Annotated in this window: 15 protein-coding genes; 7 read left to right on the top strand and 8 right to left on the bottom strand. The window is 57.4% G+C overall.

Annotated features, from left to right (window positions below):
* Positions 1-118: 118 nt before the first annotated feature.
* A complete protein-coding gene (locus WBL42_RS01105; protein ID WP_424719422.1) occupies positions 119-1,249 on the top strand; it encodes a hypothetical protein in 1,131 nt (376 codons plus the stop codon).
* A 340-nt stretch (positions 1,250-1,589) separates the two neighbouring features.
* Here the strand turns inward: WBL42_RS01105 and WBL42_RS01100 are convergent, their stop codons facing one another.
* Positions 1,590-1,775, bottom strand: a complete 186-nt coding sequence (locus WBL42_RS01100) for a tautomerase family protein (RefSeq protein WP_424719421.1) — start codon at positions 1,773-1,775, stop codon at positions 1,590-1,592.
* A 154-nt stretch (positions 1,776-1,929) separates the two neighbouring features.
* On the opposite strand from WBL42_RS01100, the gene WBL42_RS01095 reads away from it, so the two are divergent.
* From WBL42_RS01095 to WBL42_RS01080, 4 genes are all read left to right on the top strand, one after another.
* Positions 1,930-2,250, top strand: coding sequence for a HEPN domain-containing protein (locus tag WBL42_RS01095; RefSeq protein WP_424719420.1), 321 nt, complete (start codon positions 1,930-1,932; stop codon positions 2,248-2,250).
* Positions 2,220-2,561, top strand: a complete 342-nt coding sequence (locus tag WBL42_RS01090; protein WP_424719419.1) for a nucleotidyltransferase domain-containing protein — start codon at positions 2,220-2,222, stop codon at positions 2,559-2,561. The genes WBL42_RS01095 and WBL42_RS01090 overlap by 31 nt, the downstream gene beginning before the upstream one ends.
* 1,081 nt (positions 2,562-3,642) lie before the next feature.
* Positions 3,643-6,447, top strand: a complete 2,805-nt coding sequence (gene uvrA, locus WBL42_RS01085; protein WP_424719514.1) for an excinuclease ABC subunit UvrA — start codon at positions 3,643-3,645, stop codon at positions 6,445-6,447.
* Between the two features lie 113 nt (positions 6,448-6,560).
* Positions 6,561-7,067 (top strand): flavodoxin domain-containing protein, encoded by a 507-nt coding sequence (locus tag WBL42_RS01080; protein ID WP_424719418.1) that lies wholly within the window; start codon positions 6,561-6,563, stop codon positions 7,065-7,067.
* Positions 7,068-7,391: 324 nt separating this feature from the next.
* On the opposite strand, the gene WBL42_RS01075 is transcribed toward WBL42_RS01080, so the two are convergent.
* The 5 genes from WBL42_RS01075 to WBL42_RS01055 all read right to left on the bottom strand — a co-directional run bounded on the left by WBL42_RS01075 (position 7,392) and on the right by WBL42_RS01055 (position 12,440).
* Positions 7,392-8,519: a glycosyltransferase gene (locus tag WBL42_RS01075; RefSeq protein ID WP_424719417.1), complete on the bottom strand. Its 1,128-nt coding sequence runs from the start codon at positions 8,517-8,519 to the stop codon at positions 7,392-7,394.
* A gap of 44 nt (positions 8,520-8,563) precedes the next feature.
* Positions 8,564-9,400, bottom strand: coding sequence for an ABC transporter permease (locus WBL42_RS01070; protein WP_424719416.1), 837 nt, complete (start codon positions 9,398-9,400; stop codon positions 8,564-8,566).
* Position 9,401: 1 nt separating this feature from the next.
* A complete protein-coding gene (locus tag WBL42_RS01065; protein ID WP_424719415.1) occupies positions 9,402-10,409 on the bottom strand; it encodes an ATP-binding cassette domain-containing protein in 1,008 nt (335 codons plus the stop codon).
* A 529-nt stretch (positions 10,410-10,938) separates the two neighbouring features.
* The gene (locus WBL42_RS01060; protein ID WP_424719414.1) at positions 10,939-11,574 is read right to left on the bottom strand and encodes a class I SAM-dependent methyltransferase; all 636 of its coding nucleotides are present in this window, start codon (positions 11,572-11,574) and stop codon (positions 10,939-10,941) included.
* Positions 11,575-11,684: 110 nt separating this feature from the next.
* The gene (locus WBL42_RS01055) at positions 11,685-12,440 is read right to left on the bottom strand and encodes a class I SAM-dependent methyltransferase (protein ID WP_424719413.1); all 756 of its coding nucleotides are present in this window, start codon (positions 12,438-12,440) and stop codon (positions 11,685-11,687) included.
* Between the two features lie 59 nt (positions 12,441-12,499).
* On the opposite strand from WBL42_RS01055, the gene pth2 reads away from it, so the two are divergent.
* Entirely contained in the window at positions 12,500-12,862 is a 363-nt protein-coding gene (gene pth2 / locus WBL42_RS01050) for a peptidyl-tRNA hydrolase Pth2 (protein ID WP_424719412.1), read from the top strand.
* Positions 12,859-14,133 carry a tRNA pseudouridine(13) synthase TruD gene (gene truD, locus WBL42_RS01045; RefSeq protein ID WP_424719411.1) on the top strand — a complete coding sequence of 425 codons (1,275 nt, stop codon included), beginning with the start codon at positions 12,859-12,861 and terminating at the stop codon, positions 14,131-14,133. The genes pth2 and truD overlap by 4 nt, the downstream gene beginning before the upstream one ends.
* On the opposite strand, the gene sppA is transcribed toward truD, so the two are convergent.
* Positions 14,120-14,929, bottom strand: a complete 810-nt coding sequence (gene sppA, locus WBL42_RS01040; RefSeq protein ID WP_424719410.1) for a signal peptide peptidase SppA — start codon at positions 14,927-14,929, stop codon at positions 14,120-14,122. The genes truD and sppA overlap by 14 nt on opposite strands.
* Before the next feature lie 2 nt (positions 14,930-14,931).
* A complete protein-coding gene (locus WBL42_RS01035; protein ID WP_424719409.1) occupies positions 14,932-15,618 on the bottom strand; it encodes a dihydrofolate reductase family protein in 687 nt (228 codons plus the stop codon).
* Positions 15,619-16,115: the final 497 nt, after the last annotated feature.

The following is a 16,115-nucleotide window of genomic DNA, read 5'->3' as shown; positions in this document are numbered from 1 at the left end:
GTGCATTCACTGGCACATTCCGGATATACCGGGAACAAACTATTTCCCCCCGGAATCTATAACGTTAAAAAACAGTCCTGCATCGGATGATCAGGACGTTACGGAGTGAACGGTTGGGATGACAGATGCAGTCATAACCGAATTTTCAGGTACACGCAAGGGGACCATAGCGCGGTTCTACCAGTACGGGAATGGCGGCGTACGGGTGCTTGACGGTAAAAAGAACGTAAAGAGGCTTTACCTGTTCGATCCATCCGCGAACATAATGACGGAACGGGATCCGGCGGGACAGGATAAAATCCTCCGCAGGTTCGTTTTCGATCCGTACGGTATGCTGGAAGAGAGCTTTGCTTTCGGTGAGCGGCCCCGGACATTCCGCTACGAGGATGGGGCCCGGAGGATCGCCGTCCGGGAAGGCGGGGATTACGGTGCAGTGGGCAAGCTCTTCACGTTCGAAGGAGACGGGATCTCCGAGACCGCCTGGGGCCGGAACGGGGAGATCGAGCGGGTCTATGTCTTTGAATCCGGTGACGGTGCCATTACGGAACGCGCAGGAGGATGGTTTGGCAATGTAGACCGGACAATCGTCTTCGAGGGAATCCGCGCCTCGGTGTTCCGGGAGCCCGAATCATTCCTCCAGTTCCTGATGTTCACGGAATGGAGCGCCGGCGATCGTGAGGACGCCGTAAATGAACAGGTAGCAAAGATCCGGGATGGGGGGAATGGCGTGCCGGGCCGGAGCCCGTACGGGTATACCGGCTCACGCCCGGTTTCAGTGGATACCCGCGGGTCAACCGGACGTGACCCGCGGCCGCGTATGCCTTCCCGTTCCCCTGATGATTCCGGTATTGATTTTATCCCGGATGCGGATTCTCCCGGGACGGTTGCCCCGCGGGGGCCGGCCGCCTCCACCCGGCCCAGCCGCGAGATCTCCTTTGATGAACGCAGGCCGCGTGGCCGGAATGAGAGCGAACGGATGCCGGCAGGTAGGAGCGCCGAGATCTCCATTGCGGAACGGTTCGAAGGGGTCCGTGAGAAGGAGCAGCTTTCCCGCGGGAGGAGTGTCGAGATCCCTCTTGAGGAACGGTTTGGCGGGGCCCGGGAGAAGGAGCAGCTCTCCCGTGGGGGGAGTGTGGATATCCCGCTTGAAGACCGGTTCGAGAGTGCCCGGCGCGAACGGGAGAAGTTATCCAGGGGGAAGAGTGCCGATATCCCGTACAGTGAACGCCGGGGCGGCGGCGACCGGTAAAGATCACAATATTCTCCAAAAAAATCCTTGGGCTGGAACCGATACTCCTGAAGAGGAGGGAACAGTGCCTGTCCCCCCTCACCGCCCCAGCGCATTGCGATGCTGCAGGAATTACCTTTTAGGGGATACTACCGCGGCGGGGATGAAACCCCCCGGGAGCATTACTATTTTGTAATAAGTTCTCCAGAGCACATCAAAGCTATTCTTTCACGCCAGAGACGTGGATGATTGCCCCGGCCGGGACCCCGCCAATTGTCCGTTTCAAACAGAATCTCTTGACCGGAAGAGATCGCAGGGGTTTAACGGTCATGTTCCCGTAACCGGATGAAAAAAATGGTGTTTACTCATCGCACCGGAGTTTACCGGCCTTCCCGATATCCTCGAGTTCCTTCTCCTCGATGAAGATCGTCACCAGTTCTTTCTTCACGCCGAGGGTGCTTACCACCGTATCGGTAAATTCCTTAACGAGCCTGCGCTTCTGTTCGATCGAGATGCCTTTGCGGCTTTTCATGATAATGACTGGCATGATACACCTTACCCACATACTGGGGTGAGATGGTATTAACGAGCTGCGGTTGAACCGTTGTACTTGAAGGGTGGGATCCAACCCAACTACAGGGCTGAGCAGTGATTATCTGTGCGGATCGGCAACATTCCATGATTTCGTACTGAAAGACAGCATGGCAATACAATCTCCTCCGGTGATATTTTTCTGTCACCTTGCACTCGAAAAAGGCCTGAAAGCGTTGTATGTAGAGAAATTCGGTGACAATCCGGAAAAGACCCACAGCCTGATCTTCCTGGTTGAGACCCTCGGACTGGAATTACCACAAAAATATATGGATTCGTTGTTCGTTATCAATCGTATCGGGATTACCGGACGATATCCCCATAACCTTGATGTGGTTCTTGAACGATATACCAAAGAAAAGACAGAAAAGATCGTACACGAGACACAGGAGATTCTCACATGGTTGACTCACACGTCCTTGAAGCGGTAAATTTTTTTAGTTCCGTTGTAAAGGAAAACGGCGTTCATATCCACGATCTTATCCTCTTTGGATCTTCGGGAACGGGAATAACAACTCCGAACAGTGATATTGATATCGCAATAATCTCGAACGATTTTGCCGGCAGGGATATTTTTGAGCGGGCCCTCATGACAAAAGACGCGGAGATACAGACCGTCAGGAAATACCGCGTGGCCCTCGATGTGCTTACCCTGACGCCGGAAGAATACCGGGACCCGGCGTCTCTCATTGCAGGTGCGATCAGGAAAGGAATTGTTTTACCCACGGTTTCGTCAGTGTGAGACGAACCGGGATCTTCGCCCCTTGACGGAATCTGTTATCCCCAGGCACTCACTTTCCAATGCCGGCCGCGTGCGATGGGGTGGGACCGGGCCTGTACTGAATGGGCGGACCCACCCTCTCAGCGATTGACGAACCCGGAACCGGAGCGGGAAGGGAGCTGTCGTCAGGTGCCGGTATTGATGTGTCGGTCAGCCGGTGTGCGCATGCAGTTTTAATGGAGTTTTCACTGCCCGGATGATTGTACGGTACCTGCATCCCTGCATCAAAACAGGTGAAACAGGGTGTTGGACAGGAACGCATCCTTCTGGGTTTCCCTGACATACACGAGGTAATCATCGGGGACGAGCCCGGTGGTGTTCATGCGGTATGACCATGTGTTTTTCGATGACTGACCTGCCTGCACAACCGCGGTCCGCACGACAGGATCGTGCCAGGGGTCTTCACCGGGGGGAATCGCACGGAAATAATTTCCCCGGACTCTTGAGAGCGGCAGGAGGGGAAAATCCTGCGTACCATAGTCACCATTCTGTGATACGCAGGGAATCCCTGTGTAACACCGGTGATACACAAGCGGGCGTTGTGTACCAGATTTTTGATTTTGTGTTACACAAGAAAATCATCAGCCCATGTAACTGGCATGCTACAGGTGCGAAAGAAAGAAGGGCCGATTGCGGGAATTATTTCGTTTCCTCTTCATCCCGATGTAGTAATTTATGTAACGGGCATGTAACCGGGCGGAGCCCGGTTGCCAATCAAATATTGTGGGTTCACTGCACCCACAATTACACCCCCCCTTCGTACTTTTTCGTGAGATGACGGGGATTATCCTCCGGACCGCCCACTCTGGAGTCCCGCCCACCACACCGGGGGCGGGAACCCTCATATCCGGCTGGCAGGAGATTGGTCGGTCATGTTCACTCATCTCCCTTGTTTTCCGGAGTATCCTGTTGGCAGGATGACACCCCGAAGGGGAATCTTTTTCCGATACATGAGATAAAAAGGGACATCTCTCCCCCTTCACTTTCATGCCCCGAACTGAACTCCTTTAACTACCGGAGCTAATTGTCTGAGCACACGAACATGAAAGATATCCTCATCAAGGGTGCCCGCCAGCACAACCTCAAAAATATCAGCGTCACGATCCCCCGCGACCAGCTCGTCGTGATCACCGGGGTCTCCGGCTCCGGCAAATCGACACTCGCGTTCGATACCCTCTATGCCGAGGGGCAGCGCCGGTATGTCGAGTCCCTCTCCTCGTACGCCCGGCAGTTCCTCGGCATCATGCAGAAACCGGACGTGGACTCCATCGAGGGGCTCTCGCCTGCGATCTCCATCGAGCAGAAGACGACCTCCAAGAATCCCCGGTCCACGGTCGGGACCGTCACGGAGATCTACGATTACCTCCGGCTTCTCTATGCCCGGATCGGGACGCCGTTCTGTCCCGAGCACAATATCCCCATCGCGGCCCAGAGCCCGGACCGGATCGCCGAGCAGATCGCGGCCGAACACCCGGGCCAGGTCACGGTCCTCGCCCCCATAGTCCGGCAGAAGAAGGGGACGTACCAGCAGCTCCTCAAGGATCTCAACAAGGAAGGGTTCACCCGGGTCCGGGTCAACGGGAAGATCATCCGGACCGACGAGGAGATCAAGCTCGACCGGTACAAGATGCAGGACATCGAGATCGTGATCGACCGGCTCGATGCCTCGGACCGGTCCCGGCTTGCCGAGGCAGTCGAAAACTGCTTAAAGAAGTCCGGGGGGCTCGTGCTCGTTGCGGACGAAGAGGGGAAGGAGTCTACGTATTCGTCCCTGATGGCCTGCCCGGTCTGCGGGATCGCGTTCGAGGAACTCCAGCCCCGGATGTTCTCGTTCAACAGCCCGTTCGGGGCCTGCGAGGAGTGCCACGGGCTCGGGGTCAAGATGGAGTTCGACCCGGACCTGATCATCCCGGACAAGGACCGGTGCCTGGCCGACGGTGCCGTTGCCCCGTACCGCAACCCGATGGACGGGTTCCGGGGCCAGTACCTCGCGACCCTCGCGAAGAACTACGGCTTTTCGGCCCTCACGCCGATCAAGGATCTTACGGAAGAGCAGTACAATGCCCTGATGTACGGATCGGACCGGCGGATGAAGTTCTCGATGAGCATGAAAGGCGGCGATGCCGAGTGGTCGCACACCGGGGAATGGGAAGGTCTCCTCCCGCAGACCGCCCGGCTCTATGCCCAGACCCAGTCGGACTGGCGGAAACGCGAGCTCGAAGGCTACATGCGGGTCTCCCCCTGCCCGGCCTGTGAGGGGAAGCGGCTCAAGGAGAAGGTGCTCGCAGTCCGGATCGACGGGAAATCCATCATCGGTGTCACCGACATGCCGGTCTCGGGCAGCGCCGCCTGGTTCCGGACCCTGAAACTCACCGACAAGGAGCGGGAGATCGCCCGCCAGATCATCAAGGAGATCCAGTCCCGGCTCGACTTCCTGGAAAAAGTTGGCCTGGGATATCTCACGCTCTCCCGGAACGCCGGGACCCTCTCCGGCGGGGAAGCCCAGCGGATCCGGCTCGCCACCCAGATCGGCTCGAACCTGATGGGCGTCCTGTACGTCCTCGACGAGCCTTCCATCGGTCTCCACCAGCGCGACAACCGGAAACTGATCGAGACCCTCCGGACCCTCCGCGACCTCGGGAACACGGTGCTCGTGGTAGAGCACGACGAGGACATGATCCGGTCCGCAGAGCACGTCATCGACATGGGTCCCGGGGCCGGGATGCATGGCGGCGACGTGGTCGCGGAAGGGAACCCGAAGCAGATCGAGAAGAACAAAAAGTCCCTCACCGGCCAGTACCTCTCCGGCGCAAAGCAGATCGATGTACCAAAGACACGGAGGGCACCGAAACAGTACATCACGATCAAGGGCTGTAAGGAGAACAACCTCAAGAACATCACCGCGAAGTTCCCGATCGGCCTCCTCACGGTCGTCACCGGTGTCTCGGGCAGCGGGAAGTCGACTCTCGTGTACGAGACCCTGTACAAGGGCATGATGCAGATCATCAACAAGTCCCGGGAGCAGGCCGGGAAGCACGAGAAGATCGTCTTCGATGCCGAGATCGACAAGGTGATCGTCATCGACCAGTCCCCGATCGGGAAGACCCCCCGGTCCAACCCCGCCACCTACACGAAAGTCTTCGATGAGATCCGGACCGTTTTTGCCGGGACGAAGGAGGCGAAGATGCGGGGCTTTGCGCCGGGCCGGTTCTCCTTCAACATCCGGGGCGGGCGGTGCGAGGCGTGCGAAGGCGACGGCCTCATCAAGATCGAGATGAACTTCCTCCCCGATGTGTACATCGAGTGCGAGGAGTGCAAGGGCAAGCGGTACAACCGGGAGACGCTGGAGGTACTGTACAAGGGGAAGTCGATCGCCGATGTCCTCGATATGAGCGTAGAAGAGGCGATGAAGCACTTCGAGAACATCCCGTCCATCCGGACAAAACTCGAGACCCTGTCACGGGTCGGCCTCGACTACATCAAGCTCGGCCAGAGTTCGACCACCCTTTCGGGCGGCGAGGCGCAGCGGATCAAGCTCACCCGCGAGCTTGCGAAGCGCGCGACCGGCAGGACCCTCTACCTCCTGGACGAGCCGACGACCGGGCTCCACTTCGACGACACGAAGAAACTGATAAAGGTGCTCGACGATCTCGTGGAGAAGGGCAACACGGTGATCGTGATCGAGCACAACCTCGACGTGATCAAATCTGCCGACCACCTTATCGATATCGGGCCCGAGGGCGGCGATGCCGGCGGGGAGATCATCGCGACCGGGACGCCGGAGAAGGTTGCGGGGACGAAGGGGAGCTACACGGGCGAGTTCCTCAGGCCGGTGCTGAGCCGGTGATACCGGATCAAAAATCACTTTTTTATATTGAATACCTTTAATAGTAATAATCAGACTTTTCGCGAAGACGAAAACGGGAAAAGTCACGGACTCAAATCTTTCCTGGTGGAGAAATGACCGAAAAACGTTTCCTGGTTACTTACGCATCGCAGCTTGGATCAACGCCGGAGATCGCTTCAGAGATTGGCAACGGGCTGCGGAAGGCAGGGCATGCCGTGGATGTTGCCGACATGAAAGGCGTGATCTCGCTCGAAGCCTATGATGCAGTTATCATCGGCGTGCCCATCTATGCCGGGCCCCGGGGCCTGGGGGATATCGGCAATTTTGCCAAAAAGCGGTTCAGCGGAGAGCTTGCCCGGATGCCAGTCGCCATTTTTGCCGTTGGCCTCCTGTACGAGGGTATGAAATCTGATGCGGCCTACGTGACTGCCAATGTGGAAAAGGCAATCGCTCCCATCGTCCCCGTCTCCACAGTCCTGTTTGCCGGTACTATCGACCCTGGAAAACTCAGTTTCTGGCAGCGCTTTGCAAATATCAGCACGATCCCTTCGGCAGATTTCCAGGACTGGGATGCGATCCGGGCCTGGGCAAGGGGATTACCCGGACTGCTGAACGGGTGAGTTTTTTCACGACCTTATCAGATATACCGGCGGGTTTTTTAAAAAAAATTATCCAATAATTTCTACCAGGGGATCCCGGAAAAATTTCTCTGAAAAAAATAAAAAAATCACGGCAGGTTTTTTTAAAGAGGAAGGGACAGTGCCTGTCCCCCTCACCCCCCTGGGCCTGGCGATGCTGCGGGATTACCGTTCAGTAGGTTATTGCATTGGGGTTGCCACAGCGGCGGGGGTGAAACCCCCAAGAGCGTTACTCTTTGTAACGATTTTTAAAAGAGTAGTTCCTTACGATCCTCGGACGTGGTAACACCAGCCCTGAGGTGATCTTTACTCAAGGTACCCCGCCAGTACCTCCTCATAGAGGCGTTCCACATTCTCCTCTGTCCCGGGCATATCCGGAAAACCATGGAACTGATCTGTAAGACGGAGATCCGCGTCCAGGTCGATCCGGTGCTGAGCCTGTGCATGGAACCAGCCCCTCCGCTCATAATGCCCGGCAAGATATTCCTGCTCCGTCTGGCCCGGGGTAGGGATGAGCAGGGCACGCTGCTTTCCCAGTTCCGCAAGTTCCATCATCGTCGTGTACCCGGACCGGCAGATCACGCACTTCGCCCGGTTCATCAGGAGCTCTTTCTCTTCCGTTGATGCGTAGGGGATCACGGTGCATCTGCCGGAAATGACGGTGTCGTCACCGCTCCTCTCCGGGCTCCCGAGGAGCACGGCAATGGAACCGGGAAGTTCTCCTGCTGCCGGGAGCAGGATCTTCTCAAGCCGGGTCCGCTGGGGTTCCGGCCCGGAGATGAGGATCAGGTAATCGAGGTCTGCTGCCACATCCCTCCTGCGGGTGCTGGTCATGATGCCGGCATAATATGCGTGACTCCGGGAAGCACCGGTTTCCGCCCGGGAGAGTTTACCGGCAAGGGAGCACGGGCCCGGCGGGTTGTCGGGCACGATGATCCGGTCGTAGTTCGCGTGCAGGAAACTATTGAGGTAGACGCCGGCAAGCTCGAAGGGCCGGGCCATCGCCGGGAGATGGTAGCGGAGCTGGTGGGTGATGAAGATTGATGGGGTCCTGTCAGAATAGATACCGAACCGGTTGTCGCTGATGATGAGATCGAACTCATCCTCCGCAAGCAGGCCGGCAAGGTTCCTGTGCTCATCGGCAATCCCTTTGAGAAGGTACGGGAAGGATGCAACGAACTGCGCAAGGAAGAACCGGTTCGCACTGAACGGCACTGAGTAATCCGGGAATGGCCGGCAGGTACATGCAGGGAATTCCTGCTCCAGGGCGGCAAGGGCACTCCCGCAGGCAGCAATGGTCACGTCGTGGCCGTGCGCAAGGAGCGATTGGATGACCGGGATATCCCGGGTCGCGTGCCCGAGCCCCCAGTTCAGCGGTGAAACCAGTATATGCCCCATCGTTTGCGTGTCCTCATGGATCAGTTCTGTCGCCATCCTCAAAAAGGGACGTGGTCGATCATGTCGCGATCGTACCGCGATCAGGTAACGATCGCGTTTTTGAACCGCCAGTACGCGAGCAGGAACATGATCACCGTGAATGCGGTGAGGCCGAGGAACGAGACCAGGATGTCGGCCTGCGTGAAGACATAGTGCTTCCCAAGGGCCACGAAGTCCGGGCCGATCGCGAAGTACCTGATGCCGGTGATGAGCAGGGTCATCGGGTTGTAGATCGAGAGGATCTTCAGGATCTCTGGGAACGAATCGATCGGGTACAGCGCGTTGCTGGCAAAGAAGATCGGCATAGTCATGAGGGTGATCACGCCCTGCAGTCCCTCGGGGCTCTCCATCGAGATGGCAATGGCGGCGGAGAGGAAGAGGAACCCGAGTGCAAACATGCCGACAAATGCGAGGATGCCAAGAACGCTGATAATGACCTGGACCGGGGTATCCCCGGCAAAGAAGGCGGCACCGATCAGGACGCCGAATACCATGATGATGATTGCCTGGATGAACGATTTTGCTACGCCGGAGAGTCCGATTCCGAAGATGATGTGGTTCCTGTTCATCGGGCTTGCCAGGATCTCCCGCATGAGCCCCCAGTTCTTGTCGAAGAGGATCACGATCCCGCCAAAGAGGCTCGTGAAAAGGGTAGTCATCGCGATGACCCCGGCTGCCATGAAGGTGAGGTACCCGACCACATGGGCTCCTGCGGGCACGGGGATGCCTGCCATGAGCCGGTCGAAGTTGCTCGCCATCGCGATACCGAAGAAGGCGAGCCAGAGCGCGGGCTGCAGGAGCGAGGCGACGAGCATGGTCCTGAACCGGACGAACCGGATCATGTCCCGCCAGAAGATCGTGGTAAACCCGTAATTCATATCAGCGCCTCCCTGCCTGCATGAACCGTGCCCGTGCCGGTGCCTGTCCTTCGTCACGGATATCCCTGCCGGTGTAGAAGATGAAGACATCGTCCATGGACGGTTTCTTCAGGTTGATCGTGGTGATCTCGATCTGCGCGGCCCGGAGCCGGTCTATGATCCCGGGCAGCACTTTTGTCCCGTCCTCGTGCACGACGAGGGTAAACCCCTTCGTCTTTGGCTTGATATCCCGGATTGCCGGGAAGTTTTCAAGGATGGCCAGCGCCCGTTCATTGTTGTCCGTTTCCAGGTAGATCAGGTCATGGCCGAGCGTGTTCTTGAGCTCCCATGACGTCCCGGTGATAACGATCTTCCCGTGGTCGATGATGCTGATCCGGTCCGAGAGCTGGTCTGCCTCGTCCATGTAGTGCGTGGTCAGGAAGATCGTAGTCCCTTCCCGGTTGACCCCCTTGATGTACTCCCACATCCGCATCCGGGTCTGCGGGTCGAGGCCAATCGTGGGCTCGTCAAGGAAGAGTACTTTTGGCCGGGTCATCAGGCCACGTGCGATCTCAAGCCTGCGTTTCATGCCCCCGCTCAGCCTCTTCGTGAGCTCATCGCGTTTTGCTTCCAGCTGCACGAGCTTCAGCAGTTCATCGATCCGCTCCCGGCGTTTTTCAACAGGCATGTTGTAGAGCCGGCCATGGAACTCGAGCAGCTCCCAGACCGTCATGTCCCGGTCGAGCGTTATATCCTGGAAGACGATGCCTATCGATTCGCGGACCTGCTGGGGATCGCGGGTCACATCGTACCCGGCGATCACTGCCTTCCCTTTCTGCAGGGCGAGGAGCGTGATCAGGACGTTGATCGCGGTGCTCTTGCCTGCGCCGTTTGGGCCGAGGAAGGAGAAGATCTCGCCTTTTTTTACCGAGAAACTGATCCCATCAACTGCCTTGAAATTCCCGTAGGAATGCTCGAGGTTCTCCACGAGGATCATGTCTTCGGTGGCCCACCGGGCGGTCTCTGCCATAAGGAAGTGTTCCGGTTGCGGATACATGAATCCGATGATCGTGACCTTGCCGGATCTTTCCTGCGAATATTCAGTATGCTATCGGTATCCCATTCTATAATAGTCCGGATCCGGATTGGAAGAGATAATCTCATTTTGCAAAATTAGCGATTGCCACCGCCGGCTCCGACGGGACGCCCCCGCGGCGGATCATGGACTTTTTATTTCTCTGGATACAGGTAATGAGTAGCGCAAAACCCGACTGGCGTTTTGCGCGTAGGGCATCGCTATTCATATAATATCCGTGAGGCCAGGGAATTTCCATAAATTTTGTTAAATTTTCTGCTCTGTAGAAATCATTTTTTTTCGAAGAGACGATGCCCCCCCCTCTTGCGCTACCAGTCCCCCGCGGGGACGGGGCGCAGTGCGATGACCCGAATCAAATGGCAGGTAATACGTCGTCATCGCAAATGGAGGATGCCATAGCGGCGGGGGCAAAGCCCAAAAGAGCGTCAGCGATTATGAGGTTTTCTACAGAGCCAAATTTTCCTTATTCTCCCTTCCTCCCGCTCATCAGAAACACCGTAAACGTCCGGCTCCCTCCCTCCGGCATCGGTTTTGCCACGATCGCCGCCGTCCGGTTCCGGACATTCTCAAACCCGGCCTTCTCGAAATGCTTCATCATGGCGCACCGGTCGAACCCAAAGTGGAAGATCCCCTCGTTCGAATCGTGGAATTTTCCTTCATCGCAATCGAGATCGGCGATGGCAAGGATTCCTGAGGGTTTCAGGATCGTCGCGAACCGATCGATCAACGGCTGGATCTCCGGCACATGGTGGAGCGTCATGCTGCTGACCACGAGATCATACTTCCCGTCCAGCACACCGCCCTTGTCGAGGTCCACGTGCCGGGCAGTCACATTCTTCAGGCTCTGCTCCCGGACCTTTGCGGTGAGAATATCGATCATCCCTTGCGAGCTGTCAACCCCCGTGATCGAGTGCACTGACGGCTGGAGCTGGAGCGTAAGGAGTCCGGTCCCGCACCCGAAGTCCAGTACGTCCATATCCTTCGTGAGGCGGACAATATCGTGGATTGCGGTTGCCACGTCGTGCGCCATCTTCACCCGGCCCGGGTTCTCGTCCCAGGTCTTTGCCACTGCATCGAAGTCCCGCTTAACGCCTGTCATGCTGATCCCCGGAATGTTCGCGGTGCGGGAAGAAAAATGAGTCGCATGAGGGACAGATCCTTTCCGGGAGTGATCCCCGGCCCGGCAGCAGTCATTCAGGATTTTTTTATTCAGGTTTTCCCGGCAATAACGGTAATAATCCCGCTCCCGGTGCTGCAGTACAGAATGCTGAATCCTGCGCCTGCCATGATCTTGCGGACCGCATACGACCCGATACGGATTTTCGGGTACTGGCCTGAGGTACGGGACCAGCGGCCGGCCGAGAGGGTGTACAGGATATCGGTCACCTGTAGGGCGTCCTTCGCGTATTCGAGCCTGCACAAAAAGATCCTGTCCTCATCCTTACGGACCGGAATGACATCCACGTCGCCCGGCTGTGCAGCCATATAGTCCCGGAACGAGAATATGCACGTCCCGCCCGGCCTGAGTTCCGCATGGCACCTGTTGATCAGATCGGCCACGGATTCCATATCCGGCAGGTGGGTGAGCGTGTCCCCCATGCAGACGATCAGTTCTGGCCGGTGCCCGCTCCAGAGTGAGAAGTCGAGGATGTTTCCGGTATGCATGGCGATCGGCAGGTCGTGCGAACGGGCAGCGAGTTCGTCAAGCAGCGGCTGACAGAGATCCACAGCATGGACCGTGAACCCGGCCACCGCAAGGGGCACCGACTGGAACCCGCACCCGGCGCCGAGGTCAATCGCTACCCGGGTGTCCCGGGGAACGATCCCGTGCGTAGCAAAGAACCTGTGGCTCGTCTCTGCGTTCGCCTCAAATCCCCCGGACATCCACAGGTAGTGGCCGGCAAGGAACCGGTCGTAATGCTCCTGTATTGCCCCGGCCCGGCCTGTCCCGTCCCGACACTCCATCCATCATCCTTGTCCCTCCAGCTATACCTATTTGACGTGCCGCAACCAAGTACTGGCACATGGTTCCCGAGCCCGTATTCCGGTACAAACAGTGCCTGATCATCCGCAACGATGTCAAGATGAGCTGCGGTAAACGCTGTGCGCAGGCAGGCCATGCGGCAATCGGCGCATACAATGGCGCCGACAAGTCCCTGCAGAAAGCCTGGCTCACCGAAGGGCAGAAGAAAGTCGTGCTGAAGGCAAACGACGAGCGGACGCTCTATGAACTCAAAGTACTGGCGGAACGCAACGGTATCTCCACCTCGCTGATCCAGGATGCCGGCATGACCGAGATCCCGCCCGGTACGATTACGGCGCTCGGCCTTGGCCCGGCCAGGAGCGAAGAGCTCGACAAGATCACCGGCAACCTCTCCCTCTTATGAAACAGAGCAGCTACCCGCTCGAACGCGAACTGGGCATGAAGTATTACGCGAGCGATGCCGACGGGATCGGCGGGAAACTCCGCACCACCCCGCAGGACTTCGTGGTAGAGGAGATTCCCCTCGAAGGCAAGGGCGGGACCGAAGGGCCGTACCTGATCTGCACACTCACCAAGACGAACTGGGAGCTCCAGCACGCGGTAAAGGAGATCGCCAACCGCCTCGGCATCAGCCACCGGCGGATCGGCTGGGCCGGCACAAAAGACCGGAACGCAATCACCACCCAGTGGATCTCGATCTACAATGTGACCGCAGAGCAGGTTGAGGCTATCCGGCTGAAAGACATCGTCCTTACGCCCATCAGGAATTCAAACGAATCGCTCGCGCTCGGCCAGCTGCAGGGGAACCGGTTCGACCTGGTCATCCGCGAGGCCGATACCACGGATCTGGAGGAACGTGTCCGGGTAATAACGGAGACCGCACGGGAGGGCGTGCCCAACTACTTCGGCCTCCAGCGGTTCGGTGCGATCCGTCCGGTCACGCACAAGGTAGGGGAATGGATCCTGCGGGGAGATTATGAGCAGGCAGTCCTGACCTATATCGGCCTGGCCTTCCCGTACGAGGCGGACGGGATCAAGGCGATCCGCTCCGCGTTCTCTGAAAGCCGCGATGCGGGAGCCGCACTCCATGCGCTCCCCGTCCAGATGAACTACGAGCGGGCAATGCTCCACCACCTGTATACGAACCCGGGCGACTATGCAGGCGCACTGCACGAGCTGCCCCCAAAGCTGCTCTCGATGTTCGTCTCCGCGTACCAGTCCTGGCTCTTCAATTCCGCCCTGAGCCGGCGCTTTGATGACGGGTATACCCTGACCGGGCCGGTACCGGGCGACCAGCTGATCTTTGCAAACGGCCGGACCGACATCGTAACCCCGGCAAATGCCCCTGCTGCCGCCATCCACATCCGGCGCGGCAGGTGCAGCATCGCGATCTTCATGCCCGGCAAGGATAAAACGGGGAGCGGGGCCTCTTCTGACCGGATCATCGCGGAGCTGATGGCAGAGTCCTCCATCACTCCCGAGGCTTTTGACCGGGCATCCCGGTTCGTTGAAACGAAATTCGACGGGGCGTACCGCCCCATATCGCTCAGAACAGCTATTGAATCATCGATGGACGGGAATACCGTCCGCCTGAAATTTACCCTTCCTCCGGGGCATTATGCGACAACGGTCTGCCGCGAGTTCATGAAAACGGACCCGGTCAGGATGATTTAGACCGGGACTCGGCGATCTCTTTTGCGCCGGCGATTGCGTCGTTCAGGTTCCCGAGCTGGTCAACGATATTGAGCTTGACCGCATCGGCCCCGCGGATCACCCTGCCGTCATCAATATCGGAGCGGGCGATCACCCGCTGGGTAGTCACGTCCCCGATAAAATTCTCGAAACTCTCGTTCACGATCTTCTCGGCATATGCCTGCTCTTCCGGAGTCATGGGCCGGGAATCGGACCCCATGTCTTTGAAGGCGCCGGACTTTACTACGCTGAGGTTATACCCTTCGTTGTGCATCCAGCTGCTGATGTCCGAGAACCTCCAGATCACGCCAACACCTGCGGTCAGCGTATCGGGATCTGCATAGATCCGGTCGGCATGCGCACTGACATAGTATGCCGCTGAGGTGGCCATGTCGCCCATGGAGACGACCACGGGCTTCCTGGTCTTTGCGTAATCGAGGTCTTCGATGATCTCCTGGGCCCCGGCCGGTGATCCCCCGGGACTGTTGACCCGCAGCACGATCGCTTCCACCATCGGATCGTCTGCTGCTTCACGGAGCTGGTCGCCGACTACCTCGCTGCCGATGCTGTCGCCATCGTTTACATCCCCGGAAGCGATGGTCCCCTCCATCCTGACTACGGTAACGCCGTGAGTATCGGCGTGGGTGAGATAATATCCCCCGATAAGAGCGCCTGCGAAGACGATGAGTGCAAACAGGACGAGGAGGAGCCATTTGAGCCTGGACCCGGGTTTTGGCTGGACGATTATGGTAGGTCCCGTAATGGTATATTCATCCATGATTACTCACCCGTGTACAGGACATCGAATTCGGAGACCAGGTTGCTGCCGCACATGTAGTATTTCTTAAGGTTGAGCCGGATCATCTCGTCCTCGCTGTTGATATGCATGCCCCCGACAAGGGACGGGGTATCCGAGCCTCCGACTATGAACGGCAGGTGGATCAGCCGGATCTCGTCCACGAGCCGGTCGTGCAGCATATGCCAGTTCAGGGTCGGTCCTCCTTCAATCATGAGTTTGTTTACACCGAATTTCTCTTTGAGGATCTTCAGGAGCAGCGGGAGTTCGACATGGGTTTTGCCGGCCACAATCACATGTACCCCTTTATTCCTGATCGCCCCGACCCGGTCTTCCGGCGCAGCTTCGCAGACCGCGATGGCCGTAGGAGCATCCGGCCCCATTATGTTCGCGTCAAGGGGAATATCTGCCATGCTGCAGGGTATCACGCGGAGCGGGCTTTTTCCCGGCACCAGCCTGACGGTAAGGAACGAGTTGTCGATGCGTATTGTATTGGCCCCGACCATGATCGCGTCGTACTCAGCCCGGGTGGTATGGAGCAGCAGCTCGGTCTCATGTGCCATGTATTTCATCAGGATCTTCGAGGAGGCGCCCTTCTTGAGCGTGAGTTTGCCGTCAGCGGTAATCTCCGACATCATCAGTACGTGCGGACGGTCTGGTATGGCTGTCATCTGTGGTTTCTCTCCGGTTGTATTGGATGGCCGGTATAAATAAAGTGATGATGGGGGCCATGCACCCGGGGCCTTACCATCACCGGCAGCTGCATGTGCAGAGCGATGCACGGGAATAATGCAGGAGCGTTTTGCCGGACGCCTGATGGGCAACTATTAATGGTTCGTATACCCATGAATTGAGTTATGAATATCTATGAATTGTGATGAATAAATAATATAGATTCCAACGAATTACTTTCAACAAACGCTATCCATTTCTCTATTCCCTCAAACCGGCCTCTTTTTCATCATGAAGGTAATTCCCGCGCATAGGACAGGCGATCTGCCAACAGAACCGCATTGGCGTCTATTCTCTCCCATATACGTTGTATAACTAGTGCACCGAAATTAGTCGGAACTATGATCAAAAAAGGAAACGGGATTGATCACATGATTTTAGAGGCTGATACATTTGCCAGATTTTTGAGTGTTTCATAATCTGCCGATGTTCCCCC

This window comes from Methanoregula sp., assembly GCF_049686655.1.
Classification (GTDB): Archaea; Halobacteriota; Methanomicrobia; order Methanomicrobiales; family Methanospirillaceae; genus Methanoregula.
This window is presented reverse-complemented; position numbering and strand designations above follow the sequence as displayed.

Coding starts and splice junctions, on each gene's coding strand:
- WBL42_RS01105 (WP_424719422.1), top strand. CDS start 119: ATGACAGATGCAGTCATAACCGAATTTTCAGGTACACGCAAGGGGACC.
- WBL42_RS01100 (WP_424719421.1), bottom strand. CDS start 1,775: ATGCCAGTCATTATCATGAAAAGCCGCAAAGGCATCTCGATCGAACAG.
- WBL42_RS01095 (WP_424719420.1), top strand. CDS start 1,930: ATGGCAATACAATCTCCTCCGGTGATATTTTTCTGTCACCTTGCACTC.
- WBL42_RS01090 (WP_424719419.1), top strand. CDS start 2,220: ATGGTTGACTCACACGTCCTTGAAGCGGTAAATTTTTTTAGTTCCGTT.
- uvrA (WP_424719514.1), top strand. CDS start 3,643: ATGAAAGATATCCTCATCAAGGGTGCCCGCCAGCACAACCTCAAAAAT.
- WBL42_RS01080 (WP_424719418.1), top strand. CDS start 6,561: ATGACCGAAAAACGTTTCCTGGTTACTTACGCATCGCAGCTTGGATCA.
- WBL42_RS01075 (WP_424719417.1), bottom strand. CDS start 8,519: ATGGCGACAGAACTGATCCATGAGGACACGCAAACGATGGGGCATATA.
- WBL42_RS01070 (WP_424719416.1), bottom strand. CDS start 9,400: ATGAATTACGGGTTTACCACGATCTTCTGGCGGGACATGATCCGGTTC.
- WBL42_RS01065 (WP_424719415.1), bottom strand. CDS start 10,409: ATGGCAGAGACCGCCCGGTGGGCCACCGAAGACATGATCCTCGTGGAG.
- WBL42_RS01060 (WP_424719414.1), bottom strand. CDS start 11,574: ATGACAGGCGTTAAGCGGGACTTCGATGCAGTGGCAAAGACCTGGGAC.
- WBL42_RS01055 (WP_424719413.1), bottom strand. CDS start 12,440: ATGGAGTGTCGGGACGGGACAGGCCGGGCCGGGGCAATACAGGAGCAT.
- pth2 (WP_424719412.1), top strand. CDS start 12,500: ATGGTTCCCGAGCCCGTATTCCGGTACAAACAGTGCCTGATCATCCGC.
- truD (WP_424719411.1), top strand. CDS start 12,859: ATGAAACAGAGCAGCTACCCGCTCGAACGCGAACTGGGCATGAAGTAT.
- sppA (WP_424719410.1), bottom strand. CDS start 14,929: ATGGATGAATATACCATTACGGGACCTACCATAATCGTCCAGCCAAAA.
- WBL42_RS01035 (WP_424719409.1), bottom strand. CDS start 15,618: ATGACAGCCATACCAGACCGTCCGCACGTACTGATGATGTCGGAGATT.